General features: G+C 67.7%; 19 protein-coding genes. 6 read left to right on the top strand and 13 right to left on the bottom strand.

The features are described 5' to 3' along the window. Positions 1-38: 38 nt before the first annotated feature. Positions 39-1,007, bottom strand: coding sequence for a hypothetical protein (locus tag AB0B64_RS56475; protein ID WP_358203758.1), 969 nt, complete (start codon positions 1,005-1,007; stop codon positions 39-41). Positions 1,008-1,107: 100 nt separating this feature from the next. On the opposite strand from AB0B64_RS56475, the gene AB0B64_RS56470 reads away from it, so the two are divergent. After that, complete coding sequence (locus AB0B64_RS56470) at positions 1,108-1,689, top strand: hypothetical protein (RefSeq protein WP_358203752.1); 582 nt, start codon at positions 1,108-1,110, stop codon at positions 1,687-1,689. Positions 1,690-1,699: 10 nt separating this feature from the next. Here the strand turns inward: AB0B64_RS56470 and AB0B64_RS56465 are convergent, their stop codons facing one another. Next, positions 1,700-2,419, bottom strand: a complete 720-nt coding sequence (locus AB0B64_RS56465; RefSeq protein WP_357949591.1) for a GntR family transcriptional regulator — start codon at positions 2,417-2,419, stop codon at positions 1,700-1,702. 473 nt (positions 2,420-2,892) lie between these two features. Between AB0B64_RS56465 and AB0B64_RS56460 the strand changes: the two genes are divergently transcribed. After that, the gene (locus tag AB0B64_RS56460; RefSeq protein ID WP_225301849.1) at positions 2,893-4,365 is read left to right on the top strand and encodes a PAS domain-containing sensor histidine kinase; all 1,473 of its coding nucleotides are present in this window, start codon (positions 2,893-2,895) and stop codon (positions 4,363-4,365) included. A 142-nt stretch (positions 4,366-4,507) separates the two neighbouring features. Here the strand turns inward: AB0B64_RS56460 and AB0B64_RS56455 are convergent, their stop codons facing one another. Continuing rightward, positions 4,508-4,762 carry a WhiB family transcriptional regulator gene (locus tag AB0B64_RS56455; RefSeq protein ID WP_225301850.1) on the bottom strand — a complete coding sequence of 85 codons (255 nt, stop codon included), beginning with the start codon at positions 4,760-4,762 and terminating at the stop codon, positions 4,508-4,510. A 279-nt stretch (positions 4,763-5,041) separates the two neighbouring features. Beyond that, positions 5,042-6,007, bottom strand: a complete 966-nt coding sequence (locus AB0B64_RS56450; protein ID WP_357949595.1) for a diacylglycerol kinase family protein — start codon at positions 6,005-6,007, stop codon at positions 5,042-5,044. A 90-nt stretch (positions 6,008-6,097) separates the two neighbouring features. Here AB0B64_RS56450 and AB0B64_RS56445 point away from each other — a divergent pair, with 90 nt between their 5' ends. Further along, positions 6,098-6,490 carry a hypothetical protein gene (locus AB0B64_RS56445; RefSeq protein ID WP_357949598.1) on the top strand — a complete coding sequence of 131 codons (393 nt, stop codon included), beginning with the start codon at positions 6,098-6,100 and terminating at the stop codon, positions 6,488-6,490. A gap of 47 nt (positions 6,491-6,537) precedes the next feature. On the opposite strand, the gene AB0B64_RS56440 is transcribed toward AB0B64_RS56445, so the two are convergent. The 3 genes from AB0B64_RS56440 to sodN all read right to left on the bottom strand — a co-directional run bounded on the left by AB0B64_RS56440 (position 6,538) and on the right by sodN (position 8,289). Beyond that, positions 6,538-7,317, bottom strand: coding sequence for an RNA polymerase sigma factor SigF (locus tag AB0B64_RS56440; protein WP_357949601.1), 780 nt, complete (start codon positions 7,315-7,317; stop codon positions 6,538-6,540). A gap of 17 nt (positions 7,318-7,334) precedes the next feature. Continuing rightward, a complete protein-coding gene (locus AB0B64_RS56435; RefSeq protein WP_214640148.1) occupies positions 7,335-7,760 on the bottom strand; it encodes an anti-sigma factor in 426 nt (141 codons plus the stop codon). A gap of 127 nt (positions 7,761-7,887) precedes the next feature. After that, a complete protein-coding gene (gene sodN, locus AB0B64_RS56430) occupies positions 7,888-8,289 on the bottom strand; it encodes a superoxide dismutase, Ni (protein WP_214640147.1) in 402 nt (133 codons plus the stop codon). Positions 8,290-8,319: 30 nt separating this feature from the next. Between sodN and AB0B64_RS56425 the strand changes: the two genes are divergently transcribed. Next, positions 8,320-8,676: a S24 family peptidase gene (locus AB0B64_RS56425; protein ID WP_357949604.1), complete on the top strand. Its 357-nt coding sequence runs from the start codon at positions 8,320-8,322 to the stop codon at positions 8,674-8,676. Here AB0B64_RS56425 and AB0B64_RS56420 read toward each other — a convergent pair. The 4 genes from AB0B64_RS56420 to AB0B64_RS56405 all read right to left on the bottom strand — a co-directional run bounded on the left by AB0B64_RS56420 (position 8,646) and on the right by AB0B64_RS56405 (position 11,621). Then, entirely contained in the window at positions 8,646-9,083 is a 438-nt protein-coding gene (locus AB0B64_RS56420; RefSeq protein ID WP_357949607.1) for a CGNR zinc finger domain-containing protein, read from the bottom strand. The two genes, AB0B64_RS56425 and AB0B64_RS56420, sit on opposite strands and share 31 nt — an antisense overlap. Before the next feature lie 98 nt (positions 9,084-9,181). Continuing rightward, positions 9,182-9,925, bottom strand: coding sequence for an amino acid ABC transporter ATP-binding protein (locus AB0B64_RS56415; RefSeq protein WP_225301855.1), 744 nt, complete (start codon positions 9,923-9,925; stop codon positions 9,182-9,184). Then, entirely contained in the window at positions 9,922-10,800 is an 879-nt protein-coding gene (locus tag AB0B64_RS56410) for an amino acid ABC transporter permease (RefSeq protein WP_357949610.1), read from the bottom strand. The genes AB0B64_RS56415 and AB0B64_RS56410 overlap by 4 nt, the downstream gene beginning before the upstream one ends. After that, positions 10,755-11,621, bottom strand: a complete 867-nt coding sequence (locus AB0B64_RS56405) for an ABC transporter substrate-binding protein (protein WP_358203729.1) — start codon at positions 11,619-11,621, stop codon at positions 10,755-10,757. The genes AB0B64_RS56410 and AB0B64_RS56405 overlap by 46 nt, the downstream gene beginning before the upstream one ends. Positions 11,622-11,882: 261 nt before the next feature. Here AB0B64_RS56405 and AB0B64_RS56400 point away from each other — a divergent pair, with 261 nt between their 5' ends. Beyond that, a complete protein-coding gene (locus tag AB0B64_RS56400) occupies positions 11,883-13,085 on the top strand; it encodes an NADP-dependent malic enzyme (protein ID WP_357949616.1) in 1,203 nt (400 codons plus the stop codon). Between the two features lie 117 nt (positions 13,086-13,202). Continuing rightward, positions 13,203-14,549, top strand: a complete 1,347-nt coding sequence (locus tag AB0B64_RS56395; protein ID WP_358203723.1) for a hypothetical protein — start codon at positions 13,203-13,205, stop codon at positions 14,547-14,549. Positions 14,550-14,614: 65 nt separating this feature from the next. Here the strand turns inward: AB0B64_RS56395 and AB0B64_RS56390 are convergent, their stop codons facing one another. Next, a complete protein-coding gene (locus AB0B64_RS56390; protein WP_357949620.1) occupies positions 14,615-16,102 on the bottom strand; it encodes a hypothetical protein in 1,488 nt (495 codons plus the stop codon). A 214-nt stretch (positions 16,103-16,316) separates the two neighbouring features. Continuing rightward, complete coding sequence (locus AB0B64_RS56385) at positions 16,317-17,825, bottom strand: hypothetical protein (RefSeq protein ID WP_357949622.1); 1,509 nt, start codon at positions 17,823-17,825, stop codon at positions 16,317-16,319. Between the last annotated feature and the right edge of the window lie 85 nt (positions 17,826-17,910).

The following is a 17,910-nucleotide window of genomic DNA, read 5'->3' as shown; positions in this document are numbered from 1 at the left end:
AGGGCTAGCCCCACCCCGCGGGCGAAGAGGGGCCAGCCTCACAGCGGTGGGACGGACCAGCCCTTCTCCCTGTACAGCGGGGCGTGCTCGGCGTTGACGAACAGCCGATCCTCGGGATTGGGGATGCGGAAGTAGCTCTGCGGGTGCAGCAACTCCCTGGCGTTGTCCGACAGGTCGAGCACATAGCGGTCGGGCGCCCGTCGCTGGGCCAGGAAGCGCAGCTCGAACGGCAGCAGCGCGAGCGGGTTCGCGTGGTCCCAGAGGCCCAGCCCCGCCTCACGGGCCCGCCGTACGGCCTGCCTGGCCCGGCCCAGCGCCCCCGCTTCGGCGACCGTCCTGGCGCTGCCCGGCGCCGGCACCGCGTCGGCCAACCGGCCCTCCTGGCGGACGAACGGGTCCACGTTGGGCCAGATGAAGTAGGGGATCACGTGCCCGGCCGCGAGCAGTCGCTCGTTGTACGGATCGGGGCGGGGCTTGTCGCGCTGGTCGCGGTTGACGTAGCAGAGGAGCCTGCCGTACCGGTCGAGGATCTCGTACGCGAAGGCCAGCCTGATCTTGAACGTTTCGTCGGTGAGGCCCTGCTCAGTGATGTCGAGCTGCATCATGGTCTTGAGCGCCTGGGTGGCCGGGGCGGCATGGGCGGCGTGGTTGGGCGCGGCCGCCGGGCCCAGCCTGCCCAGCAGGTTGTTGTGCAGGGCCGTGCGGAGCGTGAGCTCCTGGTAGCCCTTCTCGAACGGGTCGGTGAGGAAGGTCGTCCAGGCGGGCTTGTCGATGGAGACGAAGCCCTTGGGGAAGTCGGGGAAGTTCGGGTTGCGGGGTAACTCGAAGCTGACTTCGGGAGCGTCGACACCGAGCAGACGTACGCCGAAGTTGCCGTCGGCCGCGATGTTGATCGTGTCGCCGTCATGCACGATCTTGTTCACCGGCTGGGCCGCGCCTTTGGAGCGGCCGAGAAGAGCGTGTCCGACTGTGACGCCGGGAACGGGTTGTTCGATCGCCTTTGCCATGCCTGCATCATCACCCCGCGATGGCCGCAAGTCCCGAAATAGTTGAACGAATCGGTATTGCGGGCCGTCTCACGTGGTGACGGATGAGCTGGAGGTCCAGATGTTACAGATCGGGGTAGCCGTGGCAGCCGCCGCGGCGATGTCCATGGGGGCGGGCGTGCTGCCCGACGGGATGCTCTTCCTGGAGACCCACCCACCGGCCAAGAAGTGGGAGACCTACAAGACGACGGAGTCGAAGAGCCTCCCGCTCCGGCTGAACCCGTGCGAGCGCCGCACCGCCTCGACCGCCGACCGCCTGGCGACCCGGGCCGTCCACTACCGCTCGGAAGACACGATCAAGTACGAGCAGCTCGTCGTCTACAAGAGCGTCTCCGCCGCCCGTACGGCGATGCGGGGGCTGCGCGCGGACCTGTCCCGGTGCGCGAACTTCGGCAAGGGCCCCGACCGCCACCACTACTACACCAAGCCCCTCAAGGTGGGCGACGACGCTCTCCGGGCCGGCAGCAGCTTCTTCGAGAGCGGTGAGCAGACGGTCGTCGTGCGGAACGGCGCGACCGTCTACGTCGTGGGCGGATCGGGCTGGGCGGCGAAGAGCCTGCCGCTCAAGCGCTTCAAGGGCCTCATCTCCCAGGCGGAGCGGATGAGGGCGAAGGTCTGCGACCTGCCGAAGGCGGCCTGCTGAAGAAGCTGCCTCACGGGCGGCGCAGGCGCGTGACGAACTTGTAGCGATCGCCGCGATAGAGCGACTGCGCCCACTCGACCGGGTTTCCGTCGGCGTCGAAGGCGTGCCGCGTCAGGAGCAGCATCGGCAGCCCGACGTCCACGCCGAGCGCCTTCGCGTCATAGGGCGTGGCGAGCACGGTCTCGATGATCTCCTCGGCGTCGGTGAGCCGGACGTTGTAGGCGTTGTGCAGCGTCTCGTACAGGGACGCGTGCACCTCGAGCTCCCGCCGCAGCCTGGGGAAGCGGCGGGCCGACAGGTGAGTGGTGTCTATCGAGACGGGCTCCCCGTTGGCCAGGCGCAGGCGGTGGATGCGCAGGACGCGTCCGCCCGGGTTGATGGCCAGCCGCCGCGCGAGCGGCTCGTCGGCGGTGATGTAGCCGATCTCCAGGATCTTGGTGTCGGGCTCGAGGCCGGCCGTGCGCAGGTCGCCGATGTACGACGTCAGCTGCAACACCTGCGCCACCTTCGGCTGGGCCACGAAGGTGCCCTTGCCCTGGATGCGCAGCAGCCGCCCCTCGACGACCAGCTCGGTCAGCGCCTGACGGACGGTGGTGCGCGAGGTCTCGAAACGTACGGCCAGCGTCCGCTCGGGAGGCAGCGCCGCGCCGGGAGGCAGGCTCTTGGTGAGCTCGAGCAGGCTCCGTTTCACGTCGTAGTACTTCGGTACGCGAGGGCCGTCGTCCGTCACGCTCTCACCTTCACTTCTGCCACGGCGGTGAGGGCGTGTCTGATCACCGCGAGATCATCGGAACTCAGATTGGCCCGAGCGGTCAACCACCGGCACGACACAGGCAGGGGCGCGCTCGTCGTCAGACCGGGCTCGCCCGCCGTGATACATGCCGGATCGGGCAGCTCAGGTTGATTGTGAAGGATATACACAGTGGCAGGCGTGGCCGCAACCGAGGCGGTAGCCGAGCTCGGGACAAAGATGAGTGACGTGTCGATCACCTCCGTTGCGCGCCGAACGGTCCCGCTCCGAGGATCGACCGAACGGAACAGTGTGACGGTTTTCACAGTGTGAGATTCCCGAAAATCAGCGGTTGACCGCACGGCGACACGCCCGTGTTCATCGGTGTTCGCGGCCTGGTGAGCACGCCGGCGGGAGGGGCGGGCCGGGTCGCCGGTTTGGTTGTTGCGGCGGAAAGCACGCATGATGCACTCGTGCCGACTCTCAGCGACCTCGTCGTCCGCCACACCGCTCTCGACGCGGCGGACCTCGACTGGCTGCACTCTCTGGTCTCCGACTGGCAACTGCTGGCCGACCTGTCGTTCGCCGACCTCATCCTGTGGGCGCCGCTCCAGGGCGAGGGCGGCGGCTGGATCGCGATCGCGCAGATGCGCCCGACCACCGGACCCACCGTCTACCACGACGACATCGTCGGCACCGTCGCGGCCAAGGGCGAGCGCTACCTGATCGACACGGCGTGGAACGAGCGGCGCATCTGCCGCGAAGGCGACCCCGACTGGTCGACGGGCGTGCCCGTCCGCGAGGAGACCATCCCCGTACGGCGGGCGGTCCCCGTCGGCGAGGCCCGCTTCCTCGCGGTGATCCAGCGCTCCACCAACCTGTCCTCGGCGCGCACCCCGTCGCGCCTGGAGCTCACCTACCTGCAGAGCGCCTCCGACCTGGCGCAGATGGTGGCCGAGGGACGCTTCCCGTTCTCCGGCGAGGAGCCGATCCTGGTCCGCTCCCCGCGCGTCGGCGACGGCCTGCTGCGGCTGGATAGGGCGGGGCGCGTGACGTACGCGTCTCCGAACGCGCTGTCGGCCTACCGGCGGCTCGGTCTGCACGCGGATCTGGTCGGGGCCGAGCTGGGCCGGGTGACCGCCACGCTCTGCTACTCCGACGAGCCGATCAACGAGGACCTGATGATCGTGGCCAGCGGGCGCGCGGCCAAGGAGACAGAGGTCGAGTCCGGCGGGACGATCGTGCAGCTCCGGGCGATCCCGCTGATCGTCGGCGGCGGCCGCATCGGCGCGCTGGTGCTCATCCGTGACGTGACGGAGCTGCGCCGCCGCGAACGTGAGCTGATGACCAAGGACGCGACCATCCGCGAGATCCACCACCGGGTCAAGAACAACCTGCAGACGGTGGCGGCCCTGCTCCGGCTCCAGGCACGGCGCCTGCGCGTGCCCGAAGGGCGGGAGGCGCTGGAGGAGGCGGTGCGGCGGGTCGGCTCGATCGCGATCGTGCACGAGACGCTCTCTCACGCGCCGGAGGAGTTCGTCGACTTCGACGACATCGCCGACCGCGTGATCGCGATGGCGGGCGAAGTGTCGGCGGCGGAGGCGGCGGTCACCCCGCGACGGATAGGCAGCTTCGGCACCCTTCCGTCGCTCATCGCCACACCTCTGGCGATGGCTCTCACCGAACTTCTCCAGAACGCCTTGCAACACGGCCGCCCCAAACACCTGCAAGTGGTCGTGGAACCGACTCCCGACAGGCTGCACGTGACCGTCTGGGACGACGGTCAGGGTCTGCCCGACGACTTCGAGCTGGACAATTCCACGAGCCTGGGCCTGCAGATCGTCCGCACGCTCGTGGTCGGCGAGCTCTCGGGCAAACTCTCGATCGCCCCTCGCCTGGAGGGCGGCACAGAGGTGACGCTCTCCATCCCACTGCCGGCCGCCTGACGGCGTGCCCTTGTCACGGGCGCGCTTATCGGCGGCCCGCCACGTGCGGGTTCAGCGCGCGTCTCCCTGGAGGCCCTCCACCACGGATGGCGGGTAGGGCCGGCCCATGCCTGCCGTACGAGCTGCGGATCGGGCGGTTCGGCTAGGCGGAGGCGCGAGCGCGGGCACGGGCGCTGCGGCGCTTCAACGCCCTGCGCTCGTCCTCGCTCAGGCCGCCCCAGACGCCGGCGTCCTGGCCGGACTCAAGGGCCCACTTCAAGCACAGGTCGACCGCCGAACACGAGCGGCACACCTGCTTGGCCTCTTCGATCTGCATGAGTGCCGGGCCGGTGTTGCCGATCGGGAAGAACAGCTCGGGGTCGACGTCACGGCAGGCAGCTCGGTGGCGCCAGTCCATGCGTTTCACTCCTTAGTAGATGGAACCTCTGGTCGGCTCCGTGCGGCTACTACTTTGTGAAGAGTTTCACTAACTCGCGCGAGCAACGACCCGGATCCTGCGTTGGACCGGGGTTGCCCGCTGAGCGTCGGAGCGGACCCGGTAAGGCTTGTTAAAGGTCCTACGTTCCGACGTCAAAGTTGAGCCTGTCAGCCACTGAGAGTGCACGCAAGAGGGTTGGTAGGAAGTTTTGGTGTGGATGGATGTCGGATGCGTCACACAATGACCGAATGTAACCAGCTAGACCAGAACTTGTAATGCGTTCGGGATAGAGCGGAATGTCACTGATTCCCGTTCCCCCAGGTAGTCGCCGTCCAGCTCGAAGGCCACAGGGCGGTCTGCCGCGAGCGTGAACTCGGACTCGTCGTGGAGCTGGACGAGGTGCCGGCCCGATGGAAGGGTGTCACGCTCCGTGAGGATCTGCCGGATGGCGGGAAGTATCGAGGTCACGCCTATCTCTTGGAGTCCCAGCAGGTCGAGCCCGGTCTCGAAGCCGGCCCAGGGTGTGGGCAGGACCGGCCGGGTGCCGATGTAGGTCCAGGGCGAGGTGTTGGAGATGATCGCCATGTACACGCCCTTGGCGGCGGGAATGCCGGGGCCGCTCAGCGTCATCGCCGGGTGGCGCTTGTCAGTGGCGAAGTAATGGCGCAGCGCGGTGTTGACGTAACGCGTGGGTGTCGCCTTCCGGCCCGTGCCGCGCAGCCCCTCGACGGCCCGGATGACCTCGGCGTTGTACCCCATCCCACCGCCGAAGGTGAAATATCGGCTCTGATCCTCCCAAAGGGCTTGCCCCAACCCCACGGTCCTGCGGCGGCCGTCACGCAGCGCCTCGAGCACAGCGCCCGTGGCCTCGACCGGGTCGTTCGGCAGGCCCAGGTCGCGGGCGAACACGTTCGCGCTGCCCCCGGGGATGACGATCAGCGCGGGCCGCCCGGCGCTGGGGTCGTCCTGGTACGCGGGGTCGTCGCCGTTGACGGCGTTGAGCAGGCCGTTCACGGCCTCGTTGATCGTCCCGTCGCCGCCCAGCACGGCCACCACGTCGTAGCCCTTGGCGTGCGCGGTGGTGGCCAGCGCGGCCGCGTGGCCCCGGTACCGGGTCTGTTCCACGGTCAACTCGACGGCGGCGCCGAGCGCGCGGATCAGTACGTCACGCCGGCGGGCATTCGTGGTCGTGGCCTTGGGGTTGACCAGGAGCATCGCTCGCATGTCGTTCAGACTAGCCGGTGCCCGATATCTGGCTTATCGGCCATTAGTCGGAATCTGGAGGCGGCGAGGGGCACCGATAGGGTTTGGGGCGTGAACCGACCTTGGACACTTCTCGCCGCCGCGCTCATCGTCGCCCTGGAGGGCCTCGTGGCGCTCGGTCTCGGTCTGTACGTCGCGGTGGAGACGCTGGCCGGCGCGGCGGAGGACATCACCAGCGCGCTGGCCGAGTCGGCGTTCGGGGTGCTGATCGGCGCGGGATTGGTCTGGGTGGCCTGGGGCGGCCTGTACAAGATGGAGCGATGGGGGAGATCGCCCAGCGTGCTGGCCCAGATCTTCGTGCTCCCGGTCGCGATCACGCTCATCCAGTCGGACAAGCCGCTCTATGGGATCCCGCTGATCGTGGTGGCCGTCGCCGGCCTCGGCACGTTGCTCGCGCCCCCCACCACCCACGCCCTATATGGCGAGGACTCGCAGAAGGGTTAGCTGTCGAGGGTCGGTCGTCGGCCCTCGATCGCGTTAGTCGTCCAGGGTCAGTCGTCCGCGGTCAGGCCCTCGCGCAGCTGGGCCAGCGTGCGGGCCAGCAGCCGTGAGACGTGCATCTGCGAGATGCCCAGCTCGGTGGCGATCTGCGACTGGGTCATGTTGCCGAAGAAGCGCAGTAGCAGGATGCGCTTCTCACGGGGCGGCAGTCGTTCGAGCAGCGGCTTGAGCGACTCGCGGTATTCGACGCCTTCGAGCGACTCGTCCACGATGCCCAGCGAGTCGGACACGGCGGGCGCGTCGTCGTCACCGGAGTCGGGCGCGTCGAGGGACACGGTGGAGTAGGCGTTGGCCGACTCCAAGCCCTCGAGGACCTCCTCCTCGGTCATCTTGAGGTAGGCGGCCAGCTCCGCGACGGTCGGTGCCCGGCCTTCGCGCTGCGACAGCTCGCTGATCGCCTTGGTCAGCGACAGCTTGAGCTCCTGGAGACGGCGCGGCACGCGCACCGCCCAGCCCTTGTCACGGAAGTGGCGCTTGATCTCGCCGACGATCGTGGGCGTGGCGTAGGTGGAGAACTCCACGCCGCGGTTGAGGTCGAAGCGGTCGATGGACTTGATCAGTCCGATGGTGGCGACCTGGGTGAGGTCGTCGAGCCACTCGCCCCGGTTGCGGAAGCGGCGAGCCAGATATTCGACCAGAGGAAGGTGAAGCTCGACCAGCTCGTCCCTGATGCGCTGCCGACGCGGCTCGTCAGGCCCCAGCTCGGACAGCTCGGCGAAGAGGATGCGGGCCCGCACCCTGTCGGGCACGGCGTGGTCGCTGGTGGCCATGGCTCCAGTCCTTTCCGTCACGCCGGCCTCGCCGTGCCTCGGCGCTTACGCAGGACGATCGCCATGCGATCGGGAGAGTCGATCACCGCTTCCACATCGTCTGCCAGGGCGGTCAAGACCATCCAGGCGAAGTCGTCCCGCTTTGGCGCGGAGCTGCCGACCGTCGCGACCTCGACCCTGACCTGCATTTCCTGCCCGGTCAGCTCGAACTCGGCGGTCAGATCGGTCCCGGGCACGGCCTCGCTCAGCAACATCGCGCACGCCTCGTCGACCGCGATCCGCAGATCCTCGATCTCGTCCAGCGTGAAGTCGAGCCGTGCGGCCAGTCCGGCAGTGGCCGTACGCAGTACGGACAGGTAGGCACTCGCGGCCGGGAGCCTGATGCTCACCACGTCGCGGATGCCGGCCACGCCCTCAGCCCGCGTCTCGGTTTCCTCGGTCACGTTCCTCCTCGCGAATACGGCGCTGACTGCAACTTACCGCCCCCGGGAGGTGGTTGGCGGAATCAGACTCGCCATCGACCGAAAAGGCTCTGCGCGGAAGGTCGCCGCACAGAGCCTTTGTGCCGATTTAGGCGGCCTTCGTCTCCCAGAAGATCTTGGAGATTTCGTCGATCTTGCCGAGAAGGTCCTCGGCCTTGGTGACCTCGACCGTGCCCTTGCCGCCGGCCGCGCCGGCGAGCTTCGTGGCCTCCCAGAAGAGCTGGTGAAGCTGGGGGTACTGCTCGAGGTGCGGGGGCTTGAAGTAGTCGGTCCAGAGCACCCACAGGTGGTGCTTGACGAGCTCGGCCCGCTCCTCCTTGATGGAGAGCGCCCGGGCCCGGAAGATCGGGTCCTCGTTGGCCGCGTACTTCTCCATGATCGCCTTGACCGACTCCGCCTCGATCCGGGCCTGCGCGGGGTCGTACACCCCACAGGGCAGGTCGCAGTGGGCAGAAGCGACATGCTTGGGTCGTAGCAGTCGTGCGAGCATCAGAAAGTCCTTCCTTGATGCTGAATCAGCTTGGTCCAACTACCGACCTTACTCGGGTCCAAACGCCTGCGGCGGAGGGGGTCACAGCCCATGAGAGTGCGTGTCGAGGGGGATTCGATGCGGCCGGCGCTGGTGCCCGGCGACTGGCTCCTCGTACGGCGTGGCGCCGCGGTGCATCCCGGCGATCTGGTCGTGGCGCGGCTCCCGGGCGAGCCCGAGCGGCTCATCGTCAAGCGGGCCCAATGGCACGGCGACGACGGCTGGTGGCTGGAGAGCGACAACCAGCGGGCCAGCGGGCGCCGCGACAGCTGGGACTTCGGCCCGGTGAGCGACATCGTGGGCCGGGTGGTGCTGCGCTACTGGCCGCTCCTGCGGCGGGCACGGTAGGCGGCGACGTTGGCCCTGCTGGCGCACCGGGCGGAGCAGTAGCGGCGCGAGCGGTTGGAGGAGGTGTCGAGGAAGGCCCGCAGGCATCGTGGCTCCTGGCAGCGGCCGAGCCGGTCGGCGCCCAGCTCGGCGACGAGCGCGGCCAGGCCCATCACGGCGCCGGCGGCGGCTGTGCCGTGCGCGTCCACAGCCAGGTGGAGGTGCCAGTGCTGCCCGTCGTGGTCCGACAGTTGGGGGCGCACCGGATGGCGCACGAGCAGCGCGTTCAGGCGCGCTACGACGGCCTGCTCGCCGCCGGTCCCGTCGAACACGGCCGCCAGTTCGTCACGCAGCTCCAGGAGCTCCGGCGGCGGGTGCGGATCGTTCACCAGCCGGACCGCCCACTCGGCGTAAGAGGTGAGGTCCATGCCGGAGTATTACACGAGCCGCGGGGCGCCCAGCCTCGGACGCCCCGCATATGGGCTCTCAGGGGCTGCGGGGCTCGCTTTGGAGGCCCCGCTGAAGGTCAGCCCTCCGGGTGCAGGACGCGCCTGAGGAAGGAGCGGGTCCGCTCCTGCTTCGGGTCGCCGATCACCTCGGTGGGCGTCCCCTCCTCGACGATCACCCCGCCGTCCATGAACACCACGCGGTCGGCCACCTCGCGGGCGAACCCCATCTCGTGGGTGACCACCAGCATGGTCATGCCCTCCTCCGCCAGCTTGCGCATAACGGCGAGCACGTCGCCGACCAGCTCCGGGTCCAGCGCCGAGGTGGGCTCGTCGAAGAGCATCAGGTCCGGGTTCATGGCCAGCGCCCTGGCGATGGCCACCCGCTGCTGCTGTCCGCCGGAGAGCTTGCCGGGATATTCGTCGCACTTGTCGCCGACACCGACCTTGGCCAGGTTCTCCCTGGCGACGATCTCGGCCTCCTTCTTGCTCCGGTTCAGCACCCGCTGCTGGGCGATCATCACGTTCTGCAGCGCGGTCAGGTGCGGGAAGAGGTTGAACTGCTGGAACACCATGCCTACGTGCCGCCGGGCCGCGTCGATGTCGGCGTCGGGATGGGTCAGCTCCAAGCCGTTGACGAACACCCGGCCCTTGGTCGGCGTCTCCAGCACGTTCACGCAGCGCAGCAGCGTCGACTTGCCCGAGCCTGAGGGGCCGATGACGCAGACCACCTGACCGGGTTCGACGGTGAAGTCGATGCCCTTGAGCACCTCGTTGTCGCCGAAGTACTTGTGGAGTTCCCTGATCTCTACGGCGTGCGTCACCGTTTCCTCCCCTGGCGCGCTTCGAGGCGGCGTACCACGAACCCGAGCGGAATCGTGATCAGCAGGTACGTGGCGCCGGCCACGATCAGCGGCGTGCTGTTGGCCTGGTCGATCGTGGTGTCGGAGCCGAACTTGGTCAGCTCGGTGGTCGCCGCCGTCACGCCCAGCGTGAAGACCAGCGAGGAGTCCTTGAACAGCAGGATCAGCTCGTTGGTCAGCGGCGGGATCACGATCCTGATGGCCTGCGGCAGGATGATGGAGAGCATCGCCCGGCCCGGCTTCATGCCGAGCGACCTGGCCGCCTCCATCTGACCCTTGGGCACCGCCTGGATGCCCGCGCGGAACGACTCGGCCATGTAGGCGGCGGCCACCAGGCCCAGCGCGAGCGCCACCGTACCGTAGACGTCGCCGGGGAGCTTGAACCCGGGGAACGCGATCGGCAGGCCGAACCCGAGCAGCAGGAAGATGATCAGCGCGGGCAGGCCGCGGAAGATCTCGATGTAGACGAGGGCGACCACCCGGTAGGGGACCACCGAGGACAACCGCATCAGCGCCAGCACGAGACCGAGCGCGAAGCCGATCACATAGCCGGCGACGGTGAAGATCAGGGTGTTCTTCAACGCGACCGTGAACAGCGTGGGGAACATCCCCGCGGCGACCTTGCCGTTCAGGAAGTTCTCGAAGATCTTCGGCCAGTCCGCGAGCAGGATCACCGCGAGGAGGACGAGGACGAAGACGGCGTACTGGATGGCGAGGCTGACGCGGCGGCGCTGGCGGGGGCTGAGCCCGCTTTTCGCGGGCTCAGCCGTGGTCGGCGTGGTCGTCATGATCAGGAGGTGGGCGTCGGGGTCGTGACGGGCGCGGCGCCCATCCACTCCTGGTACTCCTTGGTCCAGGTGCCGTCCTTGATGGCCTCGGCCAGGGACTCGTTGATGACCTTGAGCAGCGCGGCGTTGCCCTTCTTGACGGCGAAGCCGTACTGGGCGTGGGTCGGCACCTGGCCGGACAGCTCATAGGCGGAGGAGACGTTCGGCTTCTTCATCCAGTCGACGACGACCGGCAGGTCCTGGATCACCATGTCGACCTGGCCGGACTGCAGCGCGAGCAGCAGCTTGCCGGAGTCCTTGAACTCCTTGGCCTCGATGCCCTTGCTCTTGGCGAGCGTGAGGCTGGTCGTGCCGGCCTGCACGCCGACGCTCAGGTTCTTGCTCTTGGCGGTCTCGAGGTCGGGCACACCGGCGCCCTTCTTGGTCACCAGGCCGAGCACTTCGTCGAAGTAGGGGTTGGAGAAGTCGAGGTGCTGCTTGCGGTCCTCGGTGATCGTCATTCCGGCGGCGGCGACGTCGCACTTGCCGGCACTGAGCGCGGCACCGCCCTTGATCGAGTCGAAGTCGATGTCCACGATGTCCTGTGTCACGCCCAGCTTCTTGGCGACCAGGTCGATCATGTCCACGTCGAACCCGACGACCTTGCCGCTGGCGTCCTTGGACTGGAACGGCGGGTACGGCAGGTTGGTGCAGGTGGTCAGCTTTCCGGGGGCGACCAGCTGTACTCCGCCCGCCGCTGTGGCGGGTGCGGAGGACGAGGCGCTGGTGCCCGTCTGCGAGGTGCTGCCGCAGGCGGACAGCGCCAGGGCGGCGGTCAGGGCGAGCGCACCGGTGGTGTAGCCACGGCGCGTCCTGGGCCAGAGGGCCATGTGCGGGCCTCCTCGAGTGATATGTAAGGAAAGTTGGTTTTTGTGAAGTTTAAATGGCCTTTTGCTGCGGACCGTCATCTGAGAATTAACAATGCGTCAACAGAACGGAGTCGGTCCTGAGACAGACCCCATCTCAGCATGTGGCACTATGGAGCGACGGGTGACCCCCGTAACCCCTCTTACGAGACGATCGGGGAGGGGCACCTGGCGGCTACCGAAGCCAGGCCTCTCGCGCCGTCTGCCGAAGGTCTCATCCGTCCGATGACTACTGGGGTCGCTGTGACTACCACACCCGCTTCCGTTGAATCCCTCGATCTCGATCCCGCCTTCGCGTTGCATCGCGGCGGCAAGCTCGAGGTCCGATCCACCATCCCCGTCCGCAACGCCGACGACCTTTCCCTTGCCTACACCCCCGGGGTCGCCCGCGTCTGCACCGCGATCGCCGACACGCCGTCACTCGTCAACGACTACACCTGGGTCTCCAACGTGGTCGCCGTCGTCTCCGACGGCACGGCCGTGCTCGGCCTCGGCGACATCGGCCCGGCGGCCGCCATGCCCGTGATGGAGGGCAAGGCGCTGCTGTTCAAGGAGTTCGGGGGCGTCGACGCGGTCCCGATCTGCCTCGACTGCACCGACGTCGACGCCCTGGTCGAAACCGTCGTACGACTGGCGCCCTCGTTCGGCGGCATCAACCTGGAGGACATCAGCGCGCCCCGCTGCTTCGAGGTCGAAGACCGGTTGCGGGACCTGCTCGACATCCCGGTCTTCCACGACGACCAGCACGGCACCGCCATCGTGGCCCTCGCCGCGCTGACCAACGCGGCCCGACTGACCGGCCGCTCTCTGGGCGACCTGCGCGCAGTGGTGGCCGGAGCCGGCGCGTCCGGGGTCGCGGTCACCCGGATCCTCCTGGAGGCCGGCATCGGCGACATCGCGGTCGCCGACTCCAAGGGCATGATCTACGACGGCAGGGAAGGGCTCAACCCGGTCAAGCAGGCCCTGGCCCGCGACACCAACAAGGCGGGCCACAAGGGCTCGACCGAGGAGGCCCTGGCGGGCGCCGACGTCTTCCTCGGCCTGTCCGGCTCGACGGTGTCGGAGGCGGCCATCGCCTCGATGGCCGCGGACTCGATCGTGTTCGCCCTGTCCAACCCCACCCCCGAGGTGCATCCCGAGGTGGCCGCGAAGTACGCCAAGGTGGTCGCGACCGGCCGCTCCGACTTCCCCAACCAGATCAACAACGTGCTGGCCTTCCCCGGCGTCTTCCGCGGCGCGCTCGACGTACGGGCCACCACGATCACCGAGAACATGAAGGTCGCGGCGGCCGTCGCGCTCGCCGACGTGGTGGGCGCGGACGTCAGGGCCGACTACGTGATCCCCAGCCCGTTCGACGCGCGTGTAGCGCCCGCGGTGACCGCCGCCGTGGCCGCCCAGGCCCGCGCCGACGGGGTCGCCCGCCTGTAGTTCTGCGGGAAGCCGTAACTCCCTTAGGAAACCGCCAAATTTCCTTTACTCTCCGTGCTATAAAGAGGGCTCTCTGTAAGGATGCGGGCGCCGACTCCTGTTGCCGCGAGGAGAGCGATGGAACGCGAGCCCAATCGACTGCTACAGCAGCTGATCGCGGAGGCCGGCTTCTCCCACAAGGGGTTGGCCAGGCGCCTCAACGACCTGGGAGCCGCGCGTGGCACCCCTGGCCTGAAGTACGACCACAGCTCCGTGCTGCGCTGGATCGGCGGTCAGCGGCCTCGGGACCCTGTGCCGTGCCTCCTTACCGAGATTTTCGCACTCCGGCTCGGCAGGCCCTTCTCCCCCGTGGAGGTGGGCATGCCGGCCGTCGTTACACCCCTGGATCTCGGACAGGAGTTCACGCACACGTGGAAGGAGGGGGTCGCGACCGTGACGGCGCTGTGGCGGGCCGATATGGAGAGGCGGCGCTTCCTGATCGATTCGACTTTCGCGATTGGTGCGGGCTCGGTAGGGGCCGTCCGCTGGCTGACAGCCCCGCCGGAGGAACGCCCGGGCGGCTCCGGCGCACGCCGCGTCGGCAGGGCCGACATCACCGCGATCCACGAGGTCACCCGTTCCTTCGGTGAGCTCGACAACAGGTTCGGCAGCGGACGCGTCCGCGCGTCGGTCATCAAATACCTCGACACCGCGGTCTCGCCGCTGCTCAAAGAGGGCGCCTACGGCGAGGCCACGGGCAGGCAGCTGGCCGGGGCCGCCGCGGAGCTGACCCGCCTGGCCGGTTGGATGGCCTACGACCTGGAGCAGCACGGCCTGGCCCAGCGCTACCTGATCCAGGCGCTGCGCCTGGCCCAGGGCGCCGACGACCACGCGCTGGGCGGCGAGATCCTGGCCGGCATGGCGCACCAGGCCATCTACATGGGCCAGCACGCCCACGCGCTCGACCTGGCCAGGGCCGCCCAGCTCTCGGCCCGCCGCGCGGGCGTCCACACCCTGCTGTGCTCCGGCCTGGTGCTGGAGGCGCACGCTCAGGCGGGCCTTGGCGACGCGCGCTCCTGCGGCAGCGCGCTGCACGCGGCCGAGGTGGCCTTCGACTCGCGGGCTCCCGCCGACGAGCCGGCCTGGCTGAGCTACTTCGACGAGGCGTACCTGGCGGCCAAGTTCGCCCACTGCTTCCGCGACCTGGGAGAGGGGGAGCGGGTCGTCCGGCAGGCGCACCGCTCGCTCGACATGGACGGCCGCTACGTGCGCGGGCGGATGTTCAACCTGTCGCTCCTGGCGGCCGGATTGCTGCAGTGCGGGGAACTGGAGGAGGCGTGCAAGGTGGCGGAGACCGCGTTCAAGCTGGCCGGTGAGCTGCAGTCGGTGCGGTCTCGTTCGTACGCGGCCGACCTGCGTCGGCGGCTGGAGCCGTACAAGAGCGAACCCGCGGTGCGGGCGCTGCGCGAGCTATCCGCTGTTTGAGCCTCCCGCTATTAGATGAGCCCGCCGCCGGATCTCCGGCGGCGGGCTCGTTATGTACCTATCTATTACTGCATCATCTCGCCGTTGGGCCCGACGATCGACTTGGTCGCGGCGTACTGGGCCTTGTTGTAGACGTCAGCGGTCTCGCCGTCGAAGTAGGCGGAGCTGATGAAGTCGATCCGGCCGTTGCCGTCCTGGTCGTGGAACATGCTCGTCACGCCGTTGACGAAGCCGGTGCGCTTGTTGTTGTCGTACTTCATCAGCCAGGGGCCGCCGTCGGCGCCGGGGGTCATGGAGCACTTCAGCACCTGGTGCGTCTCGACCTTGAAGGTGTTGACCTGGTAGGTCTTCGTACCGGTCTTGCCGGCGCACCACTTGGGCGTCACGCCGGTGAAGGCCTTGTCGCCGTCGGGGTGGGGGGCGCTGGGGTAGCCGAAGGCGGTGACGGTCTGGCCCATGGGCTGGTTCCAGGCGACACCCTGGCCGCCGACGATGTCGCCGAGGCGGCCCAGGTCCTTGGCGATGCCGATGACGTACTCGGCCATGTAGAACTTGCGCGAGGTGCCGGGCTTGACCCACTTTTGTGTGTAGTAGTGGGTGATGGAGTAGTTGCCGAGCTTGTCGACGCCCTTCTCACCCAGGCCCTTGTAGGCGGCGTGCTCCAGCTGCGTCACGGGGAGCGTCTCGGGCGCGCCGAACTTGAAGCCGTTGCCCTTGCCGGTCCTGGCGGCGTCGTACTCCTTCTTACCGACCTCGACCTTCTCCAGGACCGCGCCAGGATAGTCGGGGCCCACCTTGTCGGCCGGGGTGTCGGCACCCTCGGACCAGCAGTTGCCGAGGGTCAGGACGCACTTGGCGTACTCGGCGGGGCTGATCTCAACCGGCTTGACCCACTTGTCGCCACGCCACTCCTGGAACTCCTTGAACGACACCTTCTTGTCGTTGGGGAGCGCGAAGCCGTTGTGCACGGCCACGAACGCGAAGTCGCCGTCGTAGTCGTCGTAGGTGTCGAGGTCGTAGGTGGTGAACGCGTAGGCGCCCGCGTACACGCCGAACGGCGCCTTGCCCTGGTAATAGCCGGGGACGAACACCCACTTGCGGAAGACGTCCTTGCCGCGCTCGTAGACGCAGTGGCCGGCCGTGGCGACCAGGTTGCGGTTCCTGGCCTGGACGGAGGTGGCCGAGCACCAGCGGTAGTTGCCGCCGCTGTCGAGGAAGAAGACCTTGCCGATGGTCTTGGGCAGGTTCACGGCCTTGGTCTTGGTGGCGGCGGGCGTGGTGCCGGTGGGGGAGGCCGAGCCGGGCTTGCCGTCGGGCGCCTTCGCCTGCGTGGAGACCAGCTTCTGGACGTCCTTGGCGTCGACGTTGTACTGCGTGGCCTTCTTGAGGGCGGCACCGTTGGCGTCGAGCCAGAAGTAGGCGTTGCTGTAGGCCTCGGCGGCCTTGGGCGCGAGCGGGTCCTGTACCCAGTCGGGGGCGGCGGCGTTGGCGGGGAGGGTGAGGGCGGCGGCGCTCAGGCTGGCGGCGGTCAGGGGGACGAGCAGGCGCTTCACTGAGGATCTCCACAAAGTTAACAAGCAGGTTGTTAAGACCCTATCGACCCTCTGGTCACTCTGGTAACAGATTGTTCGGGAGTGTTACAGAAATGGTGGAGTACCAGGTCATGGCCTAGTTTGTGCAAGAGAAAGGCCGAAGGGCCCGGCAGGATGCCGGGCCCTTCGGTAAAGCTGGTGGACGATGACCTAAGCCCTCGTCCGGTTCAGCGAACTACTTGACGAGCTTGCCGGACCACGAGGCCGCAGCGGCCTTGTAGATCGCAGCGGTCTCACCGTCGAAGATCGGCGAGGTGATCGTGTCGTAGCGCTTGTTGCCATCGAGGTCAACGATGAGGCTGGTGACACCGGTGACGTAGCCGAGACGCTTGGCGTTGCTGTAGTTCGCCAGCCACGGGCCACCGTCGTAACCGGCGGTGACGGCGCACTTCAGCGACTGCTGCTCCTCGACCTTGCGGGCCGGGATCTTGACGACCTTGCTGGCGGTCTTGCCGTAGCACCACTTCGGCGTAACGCCGGTGTAGGGCTTGCTACCGTCAGGGTTGGGGCCGAAGGGGTACCCGAAGGTACGAACGACCTTGCCCGGAGCCTGGTTCCACGCCACACCCTGGCCGCCGACGTTGTCGCCCAGACGGCCGACGTCCTTCAGCGCGGCAGCGGAGGTGTACAGGTCGTAACGGACGAACTTGGTGTCCGTTCCCGGCTTGTACCACTGCTGCGTGAAGTACTCGGTGATGAGGAAGTTGCCGCGGCGGTCCTGGGTCTTGTCACCCTTGCCGTGGTACCCCTTGTACTCGCTCTCGGTCACGACCGAGGTGACGGGCTCACCGAAACGCTTGCCGTTGCCAGTGCCGAAGCCGGCCCGACGGTACTCGTCAGCGGTGACTTCGACCTTCTCGACGACAGCACCAGGGAACTCGGGGCCGGTCTTCTCCTTGGCCGTGCCCCGCTTGATGCCGTAGTAGTCAGCCCGCTTCGGGTCGAGACGCCCGGCGCGGTACTCGTCGAAGCCAACCTCGACTTCCTTGACGAACTTCTCGCCCTCGTAGGCCTTGAAGGTCGCCCAGTCCACCTTGGAGGCGCTGTTCTGCACGCCGCCGATGCCGTTGTAGACGGTGACGAACGAGTAGTCGCGGTCGAAGTCCTCGTAGACGTCGAAGTCGTAGTGGGTGAAGGCCTGCTTACCCACGTACAGACCGTAAGGCGTCTTGCCCTGGTAGTAACCCGGGACGAAGACCCAGCGCGAAACGACCTCGTCGTTGCCGGCGATGTCGTAGACGCAGTGACCGGCCGTGGCGACCAGGTTGCGGTACTGCGACTGGACCGAGGTACCCGAGCAGTAGTAGAGCTTGCCGTCGCGGCCCTCGAAGAACACCTTGCCGATGGTCTTCGGCATGTTGACGTTCTGGGACTTGACGGCGACCTTCTTCTCCTCGCCAATCGGCAGGGAGGAGCCGGGCTTCGTGTCGGCGCTATAACCGCCACCACGGGAGATCTTCTCAACCTCGAGGGAGTCGGGGTTGAAGGCCACAGCCTGCTTCAGCGCCGCGTTGTTCGACTTGGTCCAGAAGTTCAGGGTCTCTTCTGCCTGAGCCTGAGTCTTCGCCAGGGCGTCGGACGCGACGTCGCCGGTTGCGTTGGCCGCAGCGGTGCCGGCGAGGCCGGCAGCCAGCAGACCGGTGGCCAGAATGGCGCCACCGGCGGGGAGGAGGATGCGCTTCAAGGTAACTCCTTGGTCTGTCGTGGAGCGCTTCTTGCGCCCCATGCGTCAGTAAAGGGATAGCCAGGAACATACAGTGTCGATCTTG

The sequence above is a fragment of the Nonomuraea sp. NPDC049129 genome, assembly GCF_040648495.1.
In the GTDB taxonomy this organism is placed as follows: Bacteria; Actinomycetota; Actinomycetes; order Streptosporangiales; family Streptosporangiaceae; genus Nonomuraea.
Note: the sequence above shows the minus strand (reverse complement) of the source record. Positions and strands in the feature narration are given on the sequence as shown.

Bases quoted from the DNA above. Each gene is read 5' to 3' on its own strand.
- AB0B64_RS56475 (WP_358203758.1), bottom strand. From the start codon at position 1,007: ATGGCAAAGGCGATCGAACAACCCGTTCCCGGCGTCACAGTCGGACAC.
- AB0B64_RS56470 (WP_358203752.1), top strand. From the start codon at position 1,108: ATGTTACAGATCGGGGTAGCCGTGGCAGCCGCCGCGGCGATGTCCATG.
- AB0B64_RS56455 (WP_225301850.1), bottom strand. From the start codon at position 4,762: ATGGACTGGCGCCACCGAGCTGCCTGCCGTGACGTCGACCCCGAGCTG.
- AB0B64_RS56450 (WP_357949595.1), bottom strand. From the start codon at position 6,007: ATGCGAGCGATGCTCCTGGTCAACCCCAAGGCCACGACCACGAATGCC.
- AB0B64_RS56440 (WP_357949601.1), bottom strand. From the start codon at position 7,317: ATGGCCACCAGCGACCACGCCGTGCCCGACAGGGTGCGGGCCCGCATC.
- sodN (WP_214640147.1), bottom strand. From the start codon at position 8,289: ATGCTCGCACGACTGCTACGACCCAAGCATGTCGCTTCTGCCCACTGC.
- AB0B64_RS56420 (WP_357949607.1), bottom strand. From the start codon at position 9,083: ATGGACCTCACCTCTTACGCCGAGTGGGCGGTCCGGCTGGTGAACGAT.
- AB0B64_RS56405 (WP_358203729.1), bottom strand. From the start codon at position 11,621: ATGGCCCTCTGGCCCAGGACGCGCCGTGGCTACACCACCGGTGCGCTC.
- AB0B64_RS56400 (WP_357949616.1), top strand. From the start codon at position 11,883: ATGACTACTGGGGTCGCTGTGACTACCACACCCGCTTCCGTTGAATCC.
- AB0B64_RS56395 (WP_358203723.1), top strand. From the start codon at position 13,203: ATGGAACGCGAGCCCAATCGACTGCTACAGCAGCTGATCGCGGAGGCC.